The sequence below is a fragment of the Citrobacter sp. wls710 genome, assembly GCF_005281115.1.
Lineage (GTDB): Bacteria > Pseudomonadota > Gammaproteobacteria > Enterobacterales > Enterobacteriaceae > Citrobacter > Citrobacter werkmanii.
This window is the reverse complement of sequence record NZ_SZXD01000023.1, coordinates 87,328-110,431: the sequence shown is the minus strand read 5'-3', so window position 1 is coordinate 110,431 and position 23,104 is coordinate 87,328. Positions and strand designations below refer to the sequence as shown.

The window sequence follows — 23,104 nt, the reverse complement described above, 5'->3', positions numbered from 1 at the left end:
GTGTCTGGAAATATAGGGGCAAATCCACATAGTGACTAAATCAATCACGGCAAAATGCATCGGATCTGTCTGTTCTTCCATGTTTTTTACATAGTTCAGGAAGGAGTCAAAAGTTTCAAAAGGCCCTGCCGCCAGATATGTCCAGTCACGAAAATCACTCGCTTCGCAGTACGCTTCATACAACTCTTTGGCATAGCGTTCGGCATTAATACGTTCAAGCTTACAATAGCGACCTGTAATTTGCTGAGCCTGTGGAAAGGGTGCGCCTTTCCAGTCCGACAAAGACATACCTACAGGTTGATGGAATTGATTAAAGATGCCCGACATATCCGTACCTCTGACAAAACAGGACTAAACCCGCGCAGAGTATGATCAAACTAACCAGACCAAAAGAACCACAATGCGTGTTTTTTACGGATCCACAGCATTTCATTGTACAAAAAAGGCATAATATCTTAGACGGAACCAAACAAGCGTATTGCAGCATTAATGATAAGAGCTGAATAAAATATTCTTTAAATAACCTGAGCCAGACGGCGTATCCCATCAACAATTGCCTCAGCAGGATGATTTGCAAAACCAATCAAAATCCCCTGTCGGGTGATATCTCCCTGGTAATAACGGCCCAGTGATAATATTCCCATCCCAAGTACCCTGGCTTTTTCCTCGACTTCATTTCCGGTCAATCCGTTTTGTAGCCAGCACACAATATGAACGCCAGAGTCAGAAGGCTGAACAATCATTTTATCAGCAAGGTATTCTTGAATAGCATTGACCAGCGCAGCTCTTCTTTCATAACACGCTTTGCGAACTCGGCGTACATGACTGGCATAGTGCCCATCCTCAATAAAATTCGCCATCACGGCCTGCTCAAGATAACTGGTACCGAGATCTGTAAAATATTTCGTCACCATAATCTGTTCTTGTAAACCGGGCGGGACAACTAAAAAACCTAAACGAAATTCTGGATACATCATTTTCGAAAATGTACCAGCATAAATAACACGATGATTGTGATCTAATCCCTGCAATGCCTGTAAAGAACGGTCGGCATAGCGGAACTCGCTATTATAGTCATCTTCAAATATCCATGCCTGATTCGACTTCGCCCATTCCAGCAGCTCAAAACGCCGGCATAAACTCAACGTTCCACTTAATGGATATTGATCCGACGGGACAACATAGGCCAGCTTAGCGTCAGGGAAATGCTCAATACCATAGCAGACGTTCATTCCTTCGCTGTCTACCGGTACCGGCCTTACCATCGCGCCAACAGACAAGAAGGCTCCGCGGGCACCTTTGTAACCCGGCTCGTCCAACCAAACGTCACTTCCTGGCGACAGCAACGCTCGTGCGGTAATGTTCAATGCCTGTTGAATACCATTTACGATGATTATCTGATCTTCGTTACAGTTCACTCCACGCGTTGTTTTAATGTAGCGACAAACCGCTTTTCTCAAAGGAAAGTATCCACCAGGGTGAGTGTGGGCCCCCAATTGGTGCCGGGATTGTCTCCAGACCCGTTGCAGTAATTTGCCCCATAGTGCGTGCGGGAAGAGATCCGTACAGCCAACACCAACCGCAAATAGACGGTTCATGCCGCGCCCTTCATACTCATTCGACCATAAATCGCGCACAGGATTATTTTGGCTGTTTAGCTGTTCATCAGGCGTGACGACTTTCTCCGGCACCATTATTGGATAGCAATTGCTGATACTTCGATCCGGAATATGATGCGCAACATAGGTTCCAGACCCTTTCCGGGTCAGAATATACCCTTCATCTAATAACCGGTCATAACCGGCAATCACTGAATTTCGTGAAATTGACATCATCTCGGACAACGCCCGGGTTGACGGCATTTTTGTTCCTGGCGGCAATCGCCCTTCGAGGATGTGATCGCGGAGGATGTGGTAGACCTGCTCCTTAACCGCACCTTTCCCTAAAACAAATCCTTGAAATAAAGGCGCATTGTTTTTCTTCATTGTATTAACCTTTATACTAAAAGTGGATCCTATCAATATATCGAAAGTGTCTCTTTACGAGAATTTATAAAGTTCTTAGTATCATCATACTAACACACTATTCGTATAAAATATCAGGATATATATGATTAACATGAATGACGTTGCTATTGAAAGTGCAGAACAAAAAGATTACGCCAGCTGGCTTCCTTTATGGGAAAACTACCAGGCATTTTATCGCACTAAAATTTCAGATGAAGTAACAAAATTAACGTGGGAGCGTTTTCTGACGCCTGGCGAACCTGTTTATTGTGCAGTTGCCAAATATGATGGAAAAATAGTGGGACTGGTGCATTATCTCTTTCACCGTTCGACCTGGGCAGAATCAAATTATTGCTATCTCGAAGATCTATTTGTTAGCGAAGATGTACGCGGTCAACATATCGGTAAACAGCTTATCGAGTATGTACAACAACAAGCCCAAAAAAACCACGCGTCAAGATTATACTGGCACACGCATGAAACCAATCTACGTGGACAACGACTGTATGACTGGGTGGCCAAAAAGAGCGGGATGATTGAATATCGTATGTGAGCGAAATAACACTTCGAACAGACGTTAATCATTCAGTTTTAAAAAAAATCAAAGATTAGCCTCTGAGTAGATATACTCAGAGGATGTACTGATAACTCATTACCCCGATCTTAATTCGATGAAGAAAGAACGTTTCGCAACCCTTCGATGTGGGATGGCAGGTGTCCATGCGGTATCTGCCGATACGTCCTTCCGGTTTGGGCGTCATACTCATGATCAGTTCGGTATTGGCTTAATCGATCGCGGAGCTCAGGTTTCGATGAGCGGGCACGGTAGGGTTGAAGCTGTAGTGGGAAATGTGATCACCGTTAATCCTGGTGAAGTCCATGATGGCTCACCTTTGGGAACAGAAAGCAGGTCGTGGCGCATGCTCTATTTCGACCCCACCGTTTTGTCCGGCGCCATGCAAATTCTGACAGAAAGTCGCTCTGGCTGCGTTGAGCTATCCAGCCCAGTATTTCGCAATCGTGAGCCTGCAGTCCATTTCTCGACACTCTTTCGAATTCTGACGGATTCCCGCGGTGGGCACAGCGAAATTGAACAGGAAGAAACCCTCCTCTTTTTACTGGCAGGCTTACTCGCAAGCCCGCGTATTGAGAAAAAGGGTGTGCCAAAGTCAATTACTCTGGCAAAGGAGCGTATTGATGATGACCCCTCATTACCGTTATCACTCCATGAGCTTTCAGCTCTGGGAGGCGTGAGTCAGTTTCAGCTACTACGTGTTTTTTCTACAGTCACAGGGCTTACTCCACATGCTTATCTTATACAGCGGAGACTGCAAAAAGCGAGGCAGCTCATCGCTGGAGGAATGTCTCTAACTGATGCGTCCTATACCGCCGGTTTTGCAGATCAAAGTCATATGACGAGACTTTTTGTTCGTACTTATGGCATAACGCCCGGCGCCTATGCTGCAGCGATAAAGTAAGCTGCAATTTTGTTCAATACACCAATCGTGACACTCGGCATGCTGCTGGAAACATTCCGGAAGAGAGATTTGCCAATGTCACTATTCCACCCTCCCATCATTCGTAATCATGTTGAACGACTCTACACTGGAATAATTCATGCAGATGGCATTATTTCCCGTACCAACCTCACTGCGCAGACTCAGTCGCCCTGTTACATCGAGTCCGAAGTACAAGTCTGTGGGGGAAATTCATTATGACGCTTGAGTTTCTACTTACCACTCTCATTATCGTGGCGTCTCCAGGGACTGGCGTACTCTATACTGTCGCCACGGGCATTTCAGATGGTGCACGCGTAAGTATAATTGCTGCATTGGGTTGCACACTGGGTATTGTTCCGCACATATTAACAGTTATTACAGGACTTGCTGCAATACTGCATACCAGTGAAATTTCCCTTGAGATAATTAAATATCTGGGAGTAGCATATCTGCTTTATATGGCATGGAAAACGCTTAATGAAAATAAAAATCTGAATATAGCCAGTAAAACTAAAAAACAGAGTTTAAGGCAAGTTATAACCTCGGCGATACTTATCAATCTACTCAACCCCAAACTCTCCATGTTTTTCCTGGCATTCTTACCACAGTTCGTTATTAAAGGTGAGATCTCACCTGTTTCTCAGATGCTGGAGATGAGCCTGATATTTATGGTTATGACTTTCTTTGTATTTACCGTATATGGAATTAGTGCAGCCAGCATGTGGTTGCTAATGCTGCAGTGCAACGTTGGGTATTGCGTTTCTTTGCTGTTGCGTTTGCCGGGCTTGCCGTTAAACTGGCACTGATGCAAATCTAGACATCAGATGAACTCATGATAAATAAAAGCCAATAGTTAATTTTCCAAATAAAATCCAGTGATAAGCAAATTCTCAAGCATCAAAAAGGTAAAGAGCCGGTATGGCAACGATAAAGGATGTTGCAGAGTTAGCAAGAGTATCAACCGCAACCGTTTCACGCGTTATTAATCAAACTGCATGGGTTGAACCCGTGACGCGAGAGCGTGTTGAAAAAGCCATGCGCGAGCTGAACTATCATCGCAATGCCGCCGCTATTGCATTAGCGAAACGCAGCGGGGACATGCTCGGGTTATTGACCGGCAATCTAGCCGATCCTTTTTTTGCCAGGCTTGCCCGAGGCGTGGAAGAAATATCACGCCAGCAGCAATTTCGGCTGATGGTATGCAGCGGTGGCCACGATGAAGGAATGGAAAAATCAGGACTCGATTTCCTGATCAACCAGGGCTGTGAAGCTATTGTGGTCCATGCCAGTAGGCTCTCCGAAAAAGAACTGTTGCGATATGCCGCTCATTTCCCGGCCATGGTCGTCGTGAATCGCTATATTGCCGGGATGGCCAATCGCTGCGTATGGCTGGAAAATAGTCAAGCAGCCAAAACAGCCACGCTACATCTACTGGAACAAGGACACCGTTGTATTGCCTGCGTGACAAGTGATTTACCGATTATTGATCGTCGTGAGCGGCTGGAAGGCTATCAGCTGGCGCTGGCCGAATATGGCATTACGCCAGACAAAAACTGGGTTATTAGCGTCCCCTTCAATGAAGAGGGGGGCGAACGCGCAGCGCATCAGTTGCTAAATTGCGGCATGCCTTTCACTGCAGCGGTGACGTTTAATGATGTGATGGCCGCCGGGATTATGCGCATCCTTCATCAACAAGGAATTACACTTCCACAGCAGCTTTCAATTGTTGGGTTCGATGATGTGGTGATGGCGCGCTATCTCTATCCCGCGCTGACAACAATGCATTACCCCGTTGAACGGATGGCGCGCTGTGCTTCGCAGCTGGCGATACAGCTTTTTAAGGGCGCCCCCCAGCGTCCCAGTGTGAATAGCTTTACTGCGGATCTGGTGATCCGCGATTCTGTTCTTCCCCCCGTAATCAATGCGTAAATCGTCAAGCCCCTGAATTGTGATCGACTTCAAGTTTAACGCTCTCATGTAATCGCTTACATGAGGGCCAATGAACGATCACAGTCAGGCAAAAGGGTGTTCTCTACTCTTGAGCGACCTTACAGACTGGAGATTCATGAATGAATGCCTCTCAAAATCAGAAAAAAACACTCTCATTTGGACTGGCAGTGATCCCTATTTTAGCCATGCTACTGCTGTTAATTATTGGCTACGGCATCATGGGGCTACGTATTGAGCCTTTGTTGCTATGTTCTGCTGCAGTCGCCGCGGGTATGGCCTGGTGGCAAGGGTATTGCTGGGAAGACATCATTAATTCGGTGGTCGATAAACTCGCCAAAGCAATGCCGGTTATTATGATTCTTATCTGCGTTGGCGGCCTGATTGGAACATGGATGTTTAGCGGCACCATCCCTTATATGGTGTACTGGGGACTGAAACTCATCAGCCCCGAATACATTCTCATCGCCGCGTTCTTTTTGACCAGCGTCGTATCGGTGTGTACCGGAACCTCCTGGGGTTCCGCCGGAACGGTTGGCGTAGCATTGATGGGCGTTGCCGCCGGACTGGATGTCTCGATGGCAGCAGCGGCAGGTGCCGTTGTTTCTGGCGCTTACTTCGGTGACAAGATATCTCCGCTGTCAGACTCCACCAACTTTGCGGCCATTGTTGCAGATACCACCCTTTTCGAGCATATCCAGCACTTATTGTGGACCACCATTCCCAGCTTTCTGCTTGCCGCCGTGGTTTATCTTATTGCCGGCCACAGCAATATGCTCGGCGAGGTCGCCACGCCACAACGGGTTACCGATATTGTCAACGCTCTGGAGTCGCTATACCACTTCAATATCATTCTGATTTTGCCGCCAGTAATCGTTTTATGGGGGGCGATTCGTAAAAAACCGGTCATTCCTTTAATGCTGAGCGCGTGCGTATTAGCCCTGATTCTGGGTGTTGCCATGCAGGGACTTAGCATCAAGCAGGGACTGGATGCCTTTATAGATGGCTTTAATATTACGATGTTCCCGCAAGGGAGCGAGGGCATTATTGCGGATGTACCACGCCTGCTTAACCGTGGCGGAATGTTCTCAATGATGAGCACTATCCTTCTGGTATTTTGCGCATTCTCTTTTGCTGGTGCTTTAACGTTAACGGGGGCGCTCAACATTATTATTAACCGCCTGTTGACAGTCATTCACAGTGTCGGTCAGTTAATTGCGGCAACCATTGGCACAACTCTTCTGGTGACCGGTGCGACAAGCGACGGCAAACTCGCGCTTCTGGTCCCTGCTGAATTATTTAAAGACGCATACCGTCGTATGGGACTGGATACCAAAAATCTATCCCGCACCATTGAAGACGCAGGCACCGTCATTGAACCACTGTTACCGTGGACCGCTGCCGGTGTCTATATGGCAACGACATTAGGCGTGAGTACGCTTGATTTACTGCCATGGGCGATTCAGTGCTATGCCGCAATCTTCTTCGCCTTGATTTATGGTTTTACAGGAATCGGTATCGCAAAAGCGCCATCGGCGGCAGGAACAGATAAAAATATTACGGCAACAGAATAGGGAGAGCATGCAATGGATTTTAATAAGGTTATCGATCGCCACAATACCGGTTCGCTGAAATGGGACTTTATGACGCGATATTTCGGCGAAGATACACATGAACTGTTGCCAATGTGGGTTTCTGACTTTGACTTTACTTGCCCCCCTGCCGTTCAGGAGGCTTTAACACTCCGCGTTGGGCACGGCATTTTTGGTTACAGCGAACGCCCACAAAGTTACTTTGATTCATTAAACTCATGGTTCTCCACCCGCCATCAACTGGAAATTAAGCAGGAGTGGGTCTGCAGTATTGAAGGCGTCGTTCCGGGGTTATCTCTACTGGTGCAAATGTTGAGTCAACCCGGTGAAGGCGTGGTCGTTCAGGGGCCGTACTACGGCTCATTCGCCAAAATTATCTCTCTGAACGGCAGGCAGCTCCTGGAAAACCCATTATCTGAGGATCCGGTTACGGGTTATCAAATGGATTTTGTGCACCTGGAAATGTTATTCCGGGCTGAACGCCCACCGTTGATGATTTTATGTAATCCGCATAACCCAACTGGCCGTTGTTGGTCTGCGCAGGAGCTGGAACAGCTACTCACCTTATGTGAGACCTATAATGTTACGTTGCTGTCTGATGAAATATGGGCTGATTTATTACTGCCAGGGGAAAAATTTACTTCAGTTCTGCATCTGGGAGCGCGCTGGCATTCGCGCGTTATCTCTGCCACCTCCGCCAGTAAAACGTTTGGTTTGTCGACACTACGCATTGCTAATTTTCTGATACCGGCACCGGCATTGCGTGAACACTTTTTACGCCGTCTGGATGCGCATGGGCTGGATGTGTTCAATGCGCTATCCGTCGAGGCAAGTACGGCAGCATGGCAACATGGCGCGCCCTGGTTAGACGAGTTGCTCGATTATCTGGCTGAAAATCGACGCTGGTTTATTCAACAGATTAATGAATATCTCCCGTGGGCTCGGGTTGTTCCTTCCCAGGGTACGTATCTGCTGTGGATCGATTGCAAAGCGCTTGGACTGGATGATGAGCAACTCAAAGGGGTTATGCTTGATGTTGCCGGTATTGCGCCTTCAATGGGAAATAGCTTTGGTTCGGCTGGCAAAGGTTTTATTCGCCTGAACATGGGATGTCCACGCGCCTACCTCGAAAAAGCGATAGCGGGGTTGAAGCGTATTACAGTTTAATCTTCCTGCAAAAATAAAGTAAAAATCCCCGCCATCCGATGAGGATGCGGGGACATTCACAAAATCATAGAGAGCTAAAATTACTTAGCTCGCCGATATCATGCTTAAAGGTCTTTTATTTCGTAGTCCGGTAGATGACATTGCGTAATAAAAGCATTCAGCGTTTCGATATCCGGCAGTGCGGTCAGCGCCCCCTTGCGGGTTGTCGCGAGCGCACCGCAGCCACTGGCCCAGGCAATAGCCTGGCGAAGCTGTTCAACACACTCCGGCATCCGGTTGTCTGCCAGCCAGGCCAGCAAACCGGCGACAAAAGCATCCCCCGCCCCAGTCGTATCAATACTGTCGACGGTATAGCCGTTGAAATGGATCACATTATCCTGCCAAAGTACCATCGCGCCCTGCGCTCCGTAGGTTACAACTTTCAGTTGTGCAGGGAGCGCTTTAAGGCCGTCAAGCGCATGGGCAAAATCGTGTGTACCGGTCATCCAGTACCACTCTTCTTCCGAAAGCTTAAGAATGTCAGCCTGTAAAGAATAGTGGCGTACCACTTTGAGCATTTCTTTCTTATCGGGCCACATTTGCTCGCGTAAATTTACATCGAAACTCAGTAATCCGCCCCGTTGTTTAACCTGAGCGATGGCAGAAGCCAATGTATCACGGCAACCTTCAGCCACCAGAGCCAGAGAACAGAAGTGCAGAATATCGTCGCTAAAATCTGGTAGCGCGGCAGATGTTAAAAATTGATCCGCGGAGGGATTGGTTAAAAATGTAAATCCACGTTCGCCACCGTTACCCAGCGAGACCAGCACCGTACTGGTTCTGTGCTGATTATCCATCTGAAGGCTTGCAGTTGAGACGCCTGCATCAGACAGCGTCTTTTTTAGAAAGTGGCCAAAGTCGTCATCACCTACCCGACCAATAAAACCACTTTTCCTGTGTAAACGCGCAGTACCAATTGCCACATTGAATGGCGCTCCTCCTGCACAAGCTTGATATTGCATGTCTGAAAGCGGCAAAAGATCAACCACCGCATCGCCAAGCGTCCAGATATTCATGACATTTCCTCAATGGTAATTAACGCATTTATTTAAACGTGACGGTTAAAAGTTATAATCCAGCATCAGCTTATAGTCGGTGGTTATGGCATCACCATTAGTGACCCAACTGCCACTCTGGTTTATTAACGAACCGGTTATTTCCCCGGACACCGTAAAACGAGAGGTTAATGGATAATTCGCTGATAATTTAAGAAAGCGGTTACGGGTATTCTGGAATACCTCGCCATCTTCAACTCGCGCATTATTTTTTTTGTAATGTCCATATCCACCGCTGAATGTCGTGGATAATTTCCCCCAGTTGTGCCAGACGCCAAGTGATGTTGTCCAACTTTTTTCATCAATATCCCCCCATTGCGCGCGGTCTAAAATTGCAGAAGCGAATTGCTGGCGGAACCAGACTCCAGTGGTATTGTTAATAATGTATTGAACGCCAGGTTCAATCTGAAATGAACGTCTATCCCGGTCATTTTGGGAACCGCCATCACGGCGATGATCAATCTGCTGATACAGATAGTTAAAGAACGAGAAGTTGTCCGTAACACGCAAATCGGTAAAGAACTTGACGCGCCCCTGCCAACGGTCATCAAGTGATGAACTTCCGCCCATCACGTCCCAACCATAACGTAGACGCTTGTAGAAATATTCATGGCCAACAATCAACTGCGTCCACTGATTTTGGCTGAGGTATGTTTGATCCTCCCATGTCCCGTTATAGTTGGTAGTTCGGCCCTCAGAAAATGCCAAATACCAACCGGGTAACGCATCATGACGCATCACCCCTTGTACAAATGTCAGTGAATCATTTCCGTTATGGAAATGGCTGTTACGCCAGTTATTATCCTCGATAGCATATTTCATTTTCAGTTGACCATGAACACGACCGCCAGCAGGATTTGAGGAACGGGTTGAGGTCCACATTACGTCTTCATCCAGATATGACCACGGATCCACAGCAATCACCTTTCCCGATACATCTTTCATGATGCTCATGCTCGCATTCGCCAGCGCCGGAAAAAGAAGAACAAAAATAACAGACAGGGCATGATAGTTTTTCATAGTGATATCTCGTTATATTATTTCTTTTATTTTCAATGTGGCGTGAAAATTATCATTTTGTGGCAAACTGATACTCCATGGTTTCTCTGGCATGGAATACATTCGGGTACTGAATGCGGCTTTATTATTTATATAAAAAACAGCAATTGAGTTTTGAATCAGCACACGTAACTCAATTTTTTCATCCAGAGGAACATTTACCCATGATTCCGCATTCGCATGGTGAATAGATGCGAGTGGCGCATTGAAAAAGTAGACCTTGCCTTTGCTCTTATTGAACACAACATTAAGCTTTGCATCGCTTACTCTGTCGTCAGTCAGACCAAAACTCATCACCATTCCGGCAGAAGGAATATCTACAGTTGCACTTAACTCACCTCGTTTGGGCAGAGGTGGATACACAACAGACTGTAATGGACCAAACTGTGTGGCTGTTTTTATCATTTTACTGCTTGTTAAGCTGGTCACCGGACCGGGGTTATCATTAATGACCGTCTGAAGTTCCTGTGAAAGGATGCTGCTAAGCTGCCCCTGCTTATCTGCGATGAGCTCATGAGCAACCAGATTTCCTGCCCAGTCAATATTGCCATTGTCACTGCTTCCTGCTTTGGTTGGGATCCAACCAAAAACAAACAGGCGATCGTTTTTAAGTACAAGTTTTCCTGCGTAAAACCCCGAGCCATCAACCACATAATTGTCCATCTTTCGCCACGGTCCATCCGGATTATCCGCAACCCGGTACTGGGTCAGGCGTAGTGGCCATTGGTCGCTAAAGCTGAGATACCAACGTCCGTTAAAGAAAACCAGCGTTGGGCATTCCAGGTTAGAGTTACTGGTAATCGTGTCATTATCAAAAAATACACCACGGTCTTCCCAGTTCTTTAAATCGGTTGAACTGTACCGGGCTATGACACCGCGCCCCTCGCTACGCGTGGTAATTAACATCCAGTACTCTTTCTTTTCTGCAACCCAAACAACATGAGGATCCCGGAAGTCATTACCGCGATAATTATCACCTGGCAGAATCGTATCCTGCGGGTGTTTTACCCAGTGAAGACGATCTTTACTGGTCGCGTGCATAATGGACTCAACCGGGAACACATTTTCATTGTGCGCGGTATACCAGGCATGCCAGGTATTGCCGACTTTAATAATCGAGCCGGTTCCCAATAGCAGTTCAGGATCGTCAACGTCGTTAACGTAGGGTATCACTTCAGAATGGTTCTGGTAGTTATATAAATTGGTGCTCGATAATAAATGAATAGCATGTACGCCTAAATCGCTACCGCCGCGCACATCATTGAGATAAAAAATATCAAATTCACCATCGTTATAGACCGGCATTGGATCACCAATAAATGATCCCTCCACCCGGGGAAAAAAATCATTAATATAGCGAATACTTTTATTGTGTAATGTTTCTTTAGAAGGCTGCGACCAGGCTGGCATATTGATAAACGAAAGTGCCAACAGAGCGGCAGATACCACTAATATTATTTTTTTCATGTTACACCTGAATATCAGAAGTTATAATTCACGCCAACCACGGTAAAGGGATTCCACGAATGGCCGCTAGAAGTCCAGAGCCCCGTTTCTTTCGTGAATTGTGCTTTGAACTCACCATATAATCTAACTTCACCAAAAACTGGATAACTAATTGTGCCACCAATGAATTTATAACGACCATCATAGAAAACTTCTTTGCCATTGCTGGCGTTATCTATTTTGTCCTGACCGAAACCTAAATACAGGGAGGTTAACAGAGGATACCAGTTTCGCCAGAGTCCAGCCGTCACCTTCCATTCTTCTTCTACAATGTCGCCCCAGCTCTCACGTTCCTGACGGTTATAGTAATAATAAGGCCGCAAATACAGACCGAGATCGGGATTCACACGGTATTGAATGGCGGGTTCAATTTCAAAAATGTACTGCTCAAGATCGCCATTTCCCGGTTCGTTGCCCTGTGGCTGATATTCGCCATAGGCGTAACCGGCCAGGCTCCATTTGTTGGTTAGTCGCAGGTCTTGCCAGATTTTGTACCTGTTTTTCCAACGTTTAGTTGCTGTTTCCGAACCAACCATAACCTCCGTACCGATATTACCGCGCCAGGTTTCAAAAATATGGCCGACAAAAAACTCATTGATCGTATTTGTGCCTTTGTAATCCTGATTACTAAATTGTCCTTTATAGCTATCCTCGCGGGCATTCCAGAAGCCAAAGTACCAGTTTGGTAACTCATCATGTCTTAAAAAAGCCTGAATGGTGGCGAGTTTAAATTTCCCGCTATTTTTCTTATTATCACTCCAACGAACATCATCAATTTCTATCTGAGTGCTGATGTTTCCATGCAGGCCACCAGCCTCCATATTACGACCAATACTGTCCCAGTGAACAGGAGGATCTTCCTGTCTTAAACGCAACACGCTGACATCATCAGACTTATCTAAAGTATTACTCTTTTTCACCTCAGTTGTTTTATTTTCAGTTTCTCGATGCGAGGCTGTCGGCATCGACGAAGTTGCCAGTTTATTTTCTGCCCCTGTAGTAACAGGAGGAGCAGTGACGCGATTGGTCGATTGTTCACCTCCTTTTGTTGGCTGGCCAATATTCTCTTGTGGCGTATCATATTCATCAGAAAAATAGCTTTGATAACTACCGATATAGGTAGCTGGTTGTTCGGTATTATCCTCTGCAATAGCGGGAAATGCCGTAACTGACGTTATCATACAGGCCAGGATTTTTTGTTTTAAAACAAATTTTTTGATGTTTATCGCGGTAACGCGATAGTGAGGTATTAATATTTCATCCATTTCATTATCTCATTATTCCAGGCAATAACATGCCAGCCTAAGACTGGCAGAAATAAAAGCTCACTAGGTAAGAGGTAAGGCGAATCAGGACTAAATTATTACTCCAAAGACCAATATCCGGCTTCCTGTAATGAGGCAACACCATGATTCGCAAACAGCGAAAGATCGCGCTGCGCCGGATGAGGATAAATTCGGCTACTTAAGCATGCCTCACCCTCATTCACAAAAACCTCTACTGATGAGCGGTCGATAAAAATGCGTAATGACAGTACACCGTCTGCTGGCAACGAAATACTGCGAGTTCCTTCCAGCGAATATTCTGGATAACGACGCTCCACTATCAGACGTTGGGCCTGATTATCGACGTAAATTCTCAGCCCATCCCCTAATGACATACCAAACTGTTCCGCTGTAGAGGCGTTTAGATCCCATAGCAGTTGCACCTCGACCGCTTCGGCATCAGCCGTCATAAGGACTTTCTGATTCCGCAGGCAACAAGCAGGCGTTGGATAATAGCTGCCACGCAGCGCAGAGACTTCGTCAGCGGGTTTCATCCTCACCCGATGGTCGTCACCAAGGCTCAGTTCGCGCGGGAGAGACAGCATGCCTGCCCAGCCGTCCTGCTGTTCGGGCATCGGTGATTCCCACATATCCAACCAACCGATAACAATGCGGCGATTATCCGGGGTCAGAAAACTTTGCGGAGCATAAAAGTCGTGGCCATGGTCCAGTTCAATGAATTGTCCGTCATGGGTGAATTGTTGACCGGGCCGCCATTCCCCGAGTAAATAGCCACTCTGAAAAAGGTTGCGATGGTGATAACCTTTCGCCGCGATCCCTTGCGGAGAAAACATCAGGATCCGCTTCCCTCCCAGAGTAAAGAAATCAGGACATTCCCACATATAGCCCTTCCCCTCATCAGCCTCAGCGAATATCCCTTCGTCTTGCCATTTGCGGAGATCGGATGAACTATACAGACGCACTTGCCCCGTATTCTCTACACGGGAACCGACCACCATGTACCAGCATTCCCCTTCACGCCATACCTTCGGGTCACGAAAATGATGCAGTCCAGGGGGCGTATCAATCACCATCCCATGCCGCTCAAAATGGATACCGTCACGACTGGTGGCCAGACACTGCACCTGGTAGAGATTGTCGTCTGTGTCTGGCGAACCGTGAAATTTATGTCCGGTATAAATCAGCGCCAGCATATCGCCATCCACCACGGCGGAGCCGGAGAAACAGCCATCCACATCCGCCGGACCTTCTGGCGCCAGCGCGACTGGCAGATGCTCCCAGTGCACCAAATCTTTGCTGCGGGCATGTCCCCAGTGCATTGGCCCCCATTCAGGAGAATAAGGGTGATGTTGATAAAACGCGTGGTACCAACCGTCAAACCAAACCAGGCCGTTAGGGTCGTTCATCCAGCCTGCGCGAGCAGCGAGGTGATACCGTGGATACCATCGCGGATTAATACTGGATTGTGCTTTTTCAAGCGTCTGTTCGGCTTGTTCTAATAAGGATGTCATCGTCTTTACTCTCAGTACATTACACAGCATTTTGCTGCAGAAAGGATGGCTCAGATGAAGACTTATTTGAGCGCAAAAGGAAAATTGAAATGAACGTGGTGCAGAACACCATAATGCCCATGATTAGATAGGACTGGGCGAAGCCAAATTTCTCATAGCTAAAGCCTGCCAGCGGGGATAAAACGGTGCCAATAATGGAACTGGTGCAGGCGAATCCCACCAGATAAATCGTGGAGGACAAACGCTTGTCAAAATTCAGACTGTTGTATTTAAAAATAGCGACTAACAATATCGGTAGTTCGACAGCGTGAAGTAATTTAGTAATGGAAATAAGTAGCGGTCCTTCCACCAGCCCGGAAGCGATCATACGCATCGCCATCACCATTCCGGCGAATATCAGACCATTTTTAGCGCCAATGCGATTAACCAACCAGGGTGCACAAAACATGCCTGCCGCCTCCAGAAAAACCTGGAAAGAGTTTAAATAGCCAAACATCTCATTCCCTTCTCTTAATGACGGGAACTGTGAAGAGAAATAGACTGGGAATTGCTGATCGTAAACGCCGTAAATGCAGGTACCGACCACGAAGAATATCAACGCCCAGAAACGTGGCAGAGTAAGCAAATTCAGCGCATCTTCCAGAGAGACTTTTTTAGCGCCGATTTCAAGTTTTTCCATGCTTGCCGGAGCCGCGACTTTTAAACGGGCCAACAGACAGAAGAAGATAATCCCGGAGCAAGAGGCCACCAGGAAATTAAGGTCAGGGTTAATGTTAAACAGTAGCCCGGCAAAAAAGGTAGCCACAGCCCAGCCCAGAGACCCCCACATACGTGCCCGACCAAACTCAAAGGTACTCTGACGCGCAACGCGTTCGGTGTAGGACTCCAGAACGCCGATACCGCCGTTAAATGTCAGACCGATAAACAAACCGCCGAACACACTTCCCAGCAAAATATTAATACTCAGCAAATAGCTAAATAACAAATAAGCGGGTCCGGAGAGGATCAAAAGCGCTGTGATGCACCATAACAGATGTTTACGCAAGCCAAGACGGTCCTGAATAAAGCCATAACAAACCTGAGCAAACAGCGCGGAGACGGATAGCACGGAAAAGATAATTCCGGTTTCCGACGCCTTTAGTCCCACTTCCTGATGCAGCCAAATAGAGAGAAGTGAACTTGATGAGGACCAGGTCACAAAGAAAAAGAACAGCAGCGCGCTGAGCAGCAGATAGCTGCGAGAAGATCTTTTATTCATCTACGTAATCTCAGGGAAATGACATACCGAGATGGTAACGTTAACATTTTGCATGTACACTTGATTTTGATGCGATAATCGATGTTAATCACAAAAGTTAACGTTAACATTTTTATGCTCGGATCAAGATCACATTTTTTATCGTCGCTTGCCATTCATTGGGATTCGATGTCTGGAATAAATATTTGTCTTTGTTCACAACCCGTTAATAGATGGATTGCGTACAATATCTGGATTGGGTAGTTAGTTTCTTTAATGGAAGACTATGGCATCTTTAAAAGATGTGGCCAGACTGGCCAATGTATCGCTAATGACCGTGTCTCGGGTGCTGAACGATCCGAAACGTGTGAAGCCTGAAACCCTGTCCCGGGTACAGGAGGCTATTTTACAGCTAAATTACGTGCCGGACCTCTCTGCCCGGCAGGTTCGTCGTGTCGGTTCCAGAAATAAAACGATTGGCGTGCTCGCGTTGGATACTGTCACAACCCCTTTTTCAGTCGACATTACGTTGTCTATCGAGGAAACCGCGCGCGCCTACGGCTGGAATAGCTTCGTGGTTAACATGTTTGCCGATGATAATCCTGACGATATTGTCGATCTGCTGCTCGCACACCGACCCGGAGGGATCATTTTCACCACGATGGGATTGCGTGAGGTGAACGTCCCTTCCAGGCTACTGAAGCACCCTTGCGTTCTGGCCAACTGCGAGAACAAGGGAGAAGCAGTTGCCAGCTATATCCCCAATGATGAACAAGGGCAATATACGGCAGTGCAGGCGCTATTAGCAGCGGGATATCGTCGCCCTCTTTGCCTGCATTTACCTGTCAACCATCTGGCGACGCGACGCCGCCGTCAGGGGCTCGATCGCGCCTGCCGTGAAGCCAATATTAATCCTGACGCGCTCGAACACTGCTATATGCAATATGGAGATGAACACTATCGTGATATTCCGGACATTTTGCTGAGATATATTGATCGGGGGATGCCGCAATTTGATTCGGTAATTTGTGGCAATGACCGTATCGCATTTATGGTATATCAAACGCTGTTAACACAGGGGATTCGCATCCCACAGGACATTGCTGTTCTTGGGTATGATAATCTCGTTGGGATCGGAAATTTGTTCTTACCCCCGCTTTCCACAGTCCAGTTACCGCATTATGAGATTGGGCGTTTAAGTACGTTGCACATTATCAACGGCGACAGCCACCGGGAGAAAGTTCTGGTCGACAGCCCCTGGCTGTTACGCGAATCATTCTGAACATGCCAACAGGTTACCCCATCTACATCACCACGACGGGAAAACCACTGAGACTCCTGGCATCATAAATATGAGGGAAAGTATGTTTTCTTACATTATGTTAGGTACCAACAATCTCCCGCGCGCTATTCAGTTTTATGATCCGCTAATGGAACTGCTTGGGCAACCGCAGGCCGGGCGTAATGAAGAAGGGGCGTCGTGGGGAACATTCAACAGCAACCACACCGTTGGGCTGTGCATCGGCAGCCCCTTTGATCGACAACCTGCCAGCGTTGGTAATGGCACGATGGTGGCGCTGAATGCGCGTTCCGTCGAACATATTGAGCAATTGTACACCCTCGCGCTCAGCCTGGGCGGCACAGATGAAGGCGCGCCGGGTCATAGGCCGCAGTATGGTCAGGGATTTTACAGCGCCTACGTCCGCGATCCGGACGGCAACAAGCTCGCGTTTATCTATTACGCGAACGTAGCCTGAAGGAGTCTTTATCCGGTAATTCTGTTATCGGCGTGAACTCGACAGGCTCAGAACCCAAAAGCAGTTCAAATCTTTAACCCGAGTCAAAAAGTATGCGTGCGGCGCGAGAGGAGAAACGTGGTTTTCTTAAAGGCCGGAGGACGTAATGACTTGAAATGGTGCCGATAATAGGAGTCGAACCTACGACCTTCGCATTACGAATGCGCTGCTCTACCAACTGAGCTATATCGGCCCTGAAAAGGACATGTCCACGAATGTGAACACGGGGTAGGAGGTTAAAACTAACCGGGCGATGCGTCAATGGCCTTGTGAATCAAACGCCTATTTTTGCATCATCCGCTTTCAATTACGCACGAATCGTGTCAACACAAGAACGCTTGTACACGGTTGGTTATGACTATAGCCAACGACGAACCCGTTGCTCATATCGTTCCCATTCCGGCCCGAAATGTTTTCGCAACTGTTCTTCTTCAAAATCGATATGCAATCTGGCTATCACCAGCATAAATAATGGTACAGCCAGTATCCCGGCGAGGCTGCCGACGCAGAAAGCGAAGGCCAACTGGAGTCCGCTCATTCCAAGGTAAATAGGGTTGCGGCTCCAGGCGTAACATCCACCGGTAACAAGCGTGGTCGATTTATCTGCATGAAGCGGATTCAGCGTCGTGCGTTTCATTAGCATTTGCCACGCGGTATGCAGTATCACCCACAGACTGACGCTGGTCAGTAATGCGCTGATCACGATATTCACCGCACCGAATATGAAACGTGGACTCGCCGTCATCGCATCCGCTGCGAGGAAAAGTACTAAGATGAGTGGTGGCGGAAACCAGACTCTTAATTTTTGCAGGAAATGGCGCATAACGACTGAACCGGCTTGATGAACGCTGATACCGCTATAAATACCCTGTAAAAAACACATAGACAAACGATGTTTCACTCACAACAGGCTATCGCCTTCACCAGGCAGACTCTGTAGTACTAACCTCGGCAAAAATACTGGCATCAGAGGCATACGCCCCTGATGTTCCCGTCAGGTTTCATGCTGAGAAAGTGGAATCCGGCGCTGATTCAAATAGACCTACCGACTGCTTGTAAAAACGCATAAAATCATCAAACATCACTGGCGGTAAAAATTGATAACCCTGTAGGTAATCAACATTATTTTTTCCTAACCATTGCTGCTGATAACCATGTTCAACCCCCTCCGCCACCATACGTAATCCCAGGAGTCCAGAAAGGTGAATGATTGACTCGAGCATAGGGATATGTTGCTCAACATCTTTAATAGCCTTGATGAAAGTTTTATCAATTTTTATAACATCCAGGTCTAACTCATTGAGATAGCAAAGGTTAGCATATCCCGTCCCAAAATCATCTAAAGCAAACAAAACCCCTTTGTTTCGCAGCGATCGTATCAGCTCTTTGATGGCAGGAGTAATAGTGAGCGTCTGGTTTTCGGTTATTTCAATCATCAATTTAATCGGTAGCCTTTGTGTTATCTCCATAAAGTTAAGGCATTCCCAATAGAAAACGGGATTACTTAAACCTGATGGGCTGACATTAAAAGAGACAAATAGAGTTTTATTGATATCCTCACTTCCATCGACCAGATTACGCGCGACGGTAGTCATTAAATAGCTCGTTAACTCATTCATTAAGCCACTTTTTTCAGCCAGTGGTATAAACTCACGTTGAGAAATTGCATAGTTATGCCCATGTGGCCAGCGAGCTAAAACCTCAACACCACAGACATCTCCATTGATATTTACGATGGGTTGAAAATAAGGAATGATTTCTTCATTCCTTATTGCCATACTCAGTCGACCAGAATCTGAGATATCATATGCATCGCCGTATATTACATTCTCACCAGAATGACTGTTCGTCGGACAACCATCATGCAATAAATTATTTCTGGTTAAAAAAATGATAGTTTCATTAAAATGTGAAAAACCCAGACGAGCGGTAATTCGTTCCCGGTATCTATACACTGATTTAATGGTTAGCGAGTTAGCAATACAAAAATCGTGCAATTTTTCTTTTGTAAATGATGCATACAGCATTTCCTCCTCAAATTCAGACAAATGAAAAGTAAACATCGTTGAACCTTTAGTGACTTCCACAACCTCAATGGGTGCCATCAAATTGGCTCTTAGCTGAAAAATCAACTGTTCCGATAATTCCCGTCCATTAATGAAAGCATACTCTTCGTACCCTCGATTAACAGAACGCGTTTCATTCATTCGCAGAACAATACAGTTTATATTGATAAATTGTGTACTATTTCTTTGAAACCATTTCCTGACCAGAAATAATGGTAACCGATTATCGATAATCAGCAAACAGGATGGATACCGTGGAATAATTGACTGAGTACCAGAAATAAATGATCGCGCATCAACCAGCACCAGATTTGGCAACCACGCTTTTATTCCTGAGAAAAGGAAAATATCATAACTGAGAAGAAAAACCTTTTTCGTATTCATAGTTATCACCAACTTTAATTTATGGCATAGCAGGCCCCTCGTTTTATACACGAGAGCATGTACAACACCTTCAACCTCCAATAATTATAAGGCGACGCGTGAGTTAACTTTTTCCATAAGTTATCTCATGCAGGTTAGGAATTTATAATCACAACTGTCCATATGAGTATCCCCGTAAAATAGTAAGGCCTTTTAAAAGTTGAAAAAGGAATATTCCTGATTCCTAAGCAGCACAAATAAAATCGCTCACGTTGACAGCAAGTCAAAATATAAAACCATAAAATCAAAAAACGACAACATATGTAACTAAAAAAATTATTCTGCCAGACAAACCATGAACACATGTCATAAATTTCTTATCCCATAACCATTTCCAGCGATATGGATCACATTTCATTAGAAAAAAAAATGGCTTAACATGAGCTACTCAGTAATATCATCAGGAACATTATCATTTAATTTTTTGACGATAGCCGCACGACGAATCTTTGATATCACGCTGCTTCAGGCTTTTCTGGTGCAATCACACTCAACCTGATCATTAATTATACACCCCATGCAATCTGACTCTTAAATACCGTAATATTGAGTACGTATGAAAAATTTCATCTATTCTGAGCTTATGACTGTATTTTATAAAGATACATACTAACGATTGAGTTTGAAGCACCCCTGCCCCACAGGTAAATATTTCTGCAAGGCAACTATAAATTTTCTGTTTTGTGTTTTTAGTTCACTACTATGCCAGGTCTCCCCGGGTAACACATAACGCATGATGGCTTCATCATCTGTTGAATGGCACCCCCGGTGTACGATGACCTTAAAAAAAGTATTCCCGGTGTTTTTCAGTGTCCCGTTTCTCTCATCAACCGAGTATGCCAGATTGATTTTTCTCGGACGAACAACCAGTATAGTATCCATGGCGATTACCGGGAGCGCCGCTCCGCCTTTCCCTTGATTGCGCTGGGTAAGCAGCGTTATCGGCATTTCGCGAAACAGAATTCGATAATAACGTTCCTTATCATCCTGTGGACCACGGTAGAAAATCTTAAAAAATTCGCTCGCCTGCGGTGCCAGTGAAAAATTCAGTGGTGTAAATAAAAGTTCGCCTTCGGCAATAGCGCTTCTGTTTTCACCACCTGGCCCCGGTTTATCAATTTTTACTGCGCTAATACTGTACAAATTCTGTTTCTGGCTATCGTTATAGATTCGTTTACTGATAAACGATTTATCCGATGGCATCTCATAAATAGTCGACTCCAGATAAACAGCCTGTACAGAGCATGCAGTCAGCGCAGACAGCAAGACAAATACCCATCTAAGTGCCAAATGGCAGCGATTCATGGCGTGACTCCCACCCAATTCGCCGTGACTTTTATCTCTCCACTGGCACTGACGACACCTTCCCAGTCCGCACCAGAAACGGTTAACAGCGAACGTGAATCATTCATTGGGAAAAGCAGTTTCAAATCAGTTGCATAATAGCTTCCATCATCGTTGTTATTTGCGTCCCAGGGCGTCTGTTGCCACTGCGCATCACTCATGTTGATTGCCGCCTCACTACAGCTGTTTCGTTTCTGCACCACGCCCCCCGACTGACTGTTGTACTGAAGAAAGGCGGGAATTGGGACGGATAGCCCTCCTTGCGTAGAGGTAAACAGGCAATAAGGCACATTGTTTATCGTTGTACTATCCCCAATAACCTGGGCGGTAATGCTATCGGCCTGACGGGGTCCGGAGACAGTCACGGTGTAATCCATCTCAATCGGAGCGGCATCGCCAATCGTACCGCTGCCGCTTGCAGAAGTAGTATTATTCGCAGAGATAATACTGATCCCATACTCCTTCGGCACAATATTAAGCTGTAGTGAAGGTGTAAACTGGTAATATCCAGACTCTGGTGTTAATCCATTATAAAAACCAAAAGTAAACGGTTGACTATTAGTAATGCTGATTCCTGAATCGACGAGATTTTTCAGAAATGCTTTCGACAGAAAAATATAAATATATTCCCCAGACGTTGTGAAAACGTTGTAATACGCTGTTGAAGTACCATAGTTATACCAGTTTGAACCATTCCCGGAGTATTTCACCGTAGTCGAACCCGGCGTAAAACCAAGCATTGCTGTGTCAACATAAGCTCGAAACGTCAGAGAGGCGGTCAGATTAGCCGTTTGTTGCAGGTTATAACTTACCATCTTGCAAATCACACCATCGGTGCCGCCTACCACGCCAAGTTCACAATAACCAGAGTCTTTGGTGATGCTCGGCGTTCCATCGCTGGCGACCCACAACTCCTGAAATGCGTTGGTAGAAACTAAAGATAAATGGCCTCTTTTGTTTAATGTATAGGGTCTGATGTACCAATTACCACTACTCTGGTCTTTGCAACGTTGTCCAGCCGCATAATCATAGTCAATCGTTGTTCTGCAAAAATTGAGATTGTAGGTCTCTGAGCCACCGACTGACATATTGCGAAAATATTCATACGCCGAGTCAGTCAGCGATGCAAAACCATAGTATCCACCGGCAATCCCCGCTCCGGTTGCTTTGGTATGATAAAAACCAAATTGATCGGTTAGTTCTGCAGGTATGTAGCCAGATGCCGGACAATTAGCGCCAGTTGTGCAACGAATACCACGGAATGGTTCGCTGATTGGCGAATTATCAATCCACATATCCTTGTAGTATGTAGTATTAGCTACCCAACCAACGATACCAATGTATCCAAGGCTATCCTGGTCATTTCCATATTTTACCCAAGTATTCGAGCCGCTAATACGGGGATCGAGGGAAGAAGGTGTAATAAAATATTCGTTATCAACGTTGTTTTCTATAAATAAATAATTATTGTTCACAGCCGCCTGTGTGGACGCAGAAAGCGCCCATGCCGAGGGGGATAACGCAACGAAGACACTCCCGAGAATAAGAGACAGAGATTTATTCATTATTAA

Annotated in this window: 19 protein-coding genes, 1 tRNA gene and 1 pseudogene; 8 read left to right on the top strand and 13 right to left on the bottom strand. The window is 46.1% G+C overall.

Annotated elements, in window-relative coordinates; genetic code table 11:
- A pseudogene (locus FDX14_RS07135) lies at nucleotides 1–327 on the bottom strand (GNAT family N-acetyltransferase); the annotation flags it as partial.
- Nucleotides 328–515: 188 nt separating this feature from the next.
- Nucleotides 516–1,985, bottom strand: coding sequence for a MocR-like pyridoxine biosynthesis transcription factor PdxR (pdxR, locus tag FDX14_RS07130; RefSeq protein WP_137349269.1), 1,470 nt, complete (start codon nucleotides 1,983–1,985; stop codon nucleotides 516–518).
- A gap of 124 nt (nucleotides 1,986–2,109) precedes the next feature.
- Between pdxR and FDX14_RS07125 the strand changes: the two genes are divergently transcribed.
- The 6 genes from FDX14_RS07125 to FDX14_RS07100 all read left to right on the top strand — a co-directional run bounded on the left by FDX14_RS07125 (nucleotide 2,110) and on the right by FDX14_RS07100 (nucleotide 8,211).
- Nucleotides 2,110–2,559 (top strand): GNAT family N-acetyltransferase, encoded by a 450-nt coding sequence (locus FDX14_RS07125; protein WP_061383041.1) that lies wholly within the window; start codon nucleotides 2,110–2,112, stop codon nucleotides 2,557–2,559.
- Nucleotides 2,560–2,677: 118 nt separating this feature from the next.
- On the top strand, nucleotides 2,678–3,484 hold the full coding sequence (locus tag FDX14_RS07120) for an AraC family transcriptional regulator (RefSeq protein ID WP_061383043.1): 807 nt from the start codon (nucleotides 2,678–2,680) through the stop codon (nucleotides 3,482–3,484).
- 236 nt (nucleotides 3,485–3,720) lie between these two features.
- The gene (locus FDX14_RS07115) at nucleotides 3,721–4,311 is read left to right on the top strand and encodes a LysE family translocator (protein ID WP_252182518.1); all 591 of its coding nucleotides are present in this window, start codon (nucleotides 3,721–3,723) and stop codon (nucleotides 4,309–4,311) included.
- Between the two features lie 112 nt (nucleotides 4,312–4,423).
- The gene (locus FDX14_RS07110; protein ID WP_137349268.1) at nucleotides 4,424–5,434 is read left to right on the top strand and encodes a LacI family DNA-binding transcriptional regulator; all 1,011 of its coding nucleotides are present in this window, start codon (nucleotides 4,424–4,426) and stop codon (nucleotides 5,432–5,434) included.
- A gap of 140 nt (nucleotides 5,435–5,574) precedes the next feature.
- Entirely contained in the window at nucleotides 5,575–7,026 is a 1,452-nt protein-coding gene (nhaC, locus tag FDX14_RS07105) for a Na+/H+ antiporter NhaC (RefSeq protein ID WP_042310346.1), read from the top strand.
- Nucleotides 7,027–7,038: 12 nt separating this feature from the next.
- The gene (locus FDX14_RS07100) at nucleotides 7,039–8,211 is read left to right on the top strand and encodes a MalY/PatB family protein (RefSeq protein WP_042310347.1); all 1,173 of its coding nucleotides are present in this window, start codon (nucleotides 7,039–7,041) and stop codon (nucleotides 8,209–8,211) included.
- A 104-nt stretch (nucleotides 8,212–8,315) separates the two neighbouring features.
- On the opposite strand, the gene FDX14_RS07095 is transcribed toward FDX14_RS07100, so the two are convergent.
- The 6 genes from FDX14_RS07095 to FDX14_RS07070 form a co-directional block, all read right to left on the bottom strand.
- Complete coding sequence (locus tag FDX14_RS07095; protein ID WP_079225361.1) at nucleotides 8,316–9,266, bottom strand: PfkB family carbohydrate kinase; 951 nt, start codon at nucleotides 9,264–9,266, stop codon at nucleotides 8,316–8,318.
- Between the two features lie 45 nt (nucleotides 9,267–9,311).
- Nucleotides 9,312–10,325, bottom strand: a complete 1,014-nt coding sequence (locus FDX14_RS07090; protein ID WP_137349267.1) for an OmpG porin family protein — start codon at nucleotides 10,323–10,325, stop codon at nucleotides 9,312–9,314.
- Between the two features lie 12 nt (nucleotides 10,326–10,337).
- Nucleotides 10,338–11,831 (bottom strand): glycoside hydrolase family 32 protein, encoded by a 1,494-nt coding sequence (locus tag FDX14_RS07085; RefSeq protein WP_079225365.1) that lies wholly within the window; start codon nucleotides 11,829–11,831, stop codon nucleotides 10,338–10,340.
- Between the two features lie 14 nt (nucleotides 11,832–11,845).
- The gene (locus FDX14_RS07080; RefSeq protein ID WP_137349266.1) at nucleotides 11,846–13,135 is read right to left on the bottom strand and encodes an OmpG porin family protein; all 1,290 of its coding nucleotides are present in this window, start codon (nucleotides 13,133–13,135) and stop codon (nucleotides 11,846–11,848) included.
- A 98-nt stretch (nucleotides 13,136–13,233) separates the two neighbouring features.
- Nucleotides 13,234–14,667, bottom strand: a complete 1,434-nt coding sequence (locus FDX14_RS07075; protein WP_061383051.1) for a glycoside hydrolase family 32 protein — start codon at nucleotides 14,665–14,667, stop codon at nucleotides 13,234–13,236.
- A 19-nt stretch (nucleotides 14,668–14,686) separates the two neighbouring features.
- Complete coding sequence (locus tag FDX14_RS07070; RefSeq protein ID WP_042310359.1) at nucleotides 14,687–15,925, bottom strand: MFS transporter; 1,239 nt, start codon at nucleotides 15,923–15,925, stop codon at nucleotides 14,687–14,689.
- Between the two features lie 265 nt (nucleotides 15,926–16,190).
- On the opposite strand from FDX14_RS07070, the gene FDX14_RS07065 reads away from it, so the two are divergent.
- Together FDX14_RS07065 and FDX14_RS07060 are read left to right on the top strand one after the other, a co-directional pair.
- The gene (locus FDX14_RS07065) at nucleotides 16,191–17,186 is read left to right on the top strand and encodes a LacI family DNA-binding transcriptional regulator (protein WP_042310361.1); all 996 of its coding nucleotides are present in this window, start codon (nucleotides 16,191–16,193) and stop codon (nucleotides 17,184–17,186) included.
- Nucleotides 17,187–17,268: 82 nt separating this feature from the next.
- Complete coding sequence (locus FDX14_RS07060) at nucleotides 17,269–17,661, top strand: VOC family protein (RefSeq protein ID WP_137349265.1); 393 nt, start codon at nucleotides 17,269–17,271, stop codon at nucleotides 17,659–17,661.
- Nucleotides 17,662–17,817: 156 nt separating this feature from the next.
- Here the strand turns inward: FDX14_RS07060 and FDX14_RS07055 are convergent.
- From FDX14_RS07055 to FDX14_RS07035, 5 genes are all read right to left on the bottom strand, one after another.
- A tRNA-Thr gene (locus FDX14_RS07055) sits at nucleotides 17,818–17,893 on the bottom strand.
- A gap of 165 nt (nucleotides 17,894–18,058) precedes the next feature.
- A complete protein-coding gene (locus tag FDX14_RS07050; protein WP_249357193.1) occupies nucleotides 18,059–18,403 on the bottom strand; it encodes a methyltransferase family protein in 345 nt (114 codons plus the stop codon).
- A 298-nt stretch (nucleotides 18,404–18,701) separates the two neighbouring features.
- On the bottom strand, nucleotides 18,702–20,150 hold the full coding sequence (locus tag FDX14_RS07045) for an EAL domain-containing protein (protein WP_137349264.1): 1,449 nt from the start codon (nucleotides 20,148–20,150) through the stop codon (nucleotides 18,702–18,704).
- 648 nt (nucleotides 20,151–20,798) lie between these two features.
- Entirely contained in the window at nucleotides 20,799–21,494 is a 696-nt protein-coding gene (locus tag FDX14_RS07040) for a fimbrial biogenesis chaperone (RefSeq protein WP_061383053.1), read from the bottom strand.
- Nucleotides 21,491–23,098: a fimbrial adhesin EcpD family protein gene (locus FDX14_RS07035; RefSeq protein WP_042310368.1), complete on the bottom strand. Its 1,608-nt coding sequence runs from the start codon at nucleotides 23,096–23,098 to the stop codon at nucleotides 21,491–21,493. The genes FDX14_RS07040 and FDX14_RS07035 overlap by 4 nt, the downstream gene beginning before the upstream one ends.
- Between the last annotated feature and the right edge of the window lie 6 nt (nucleotides 23,099–23,104).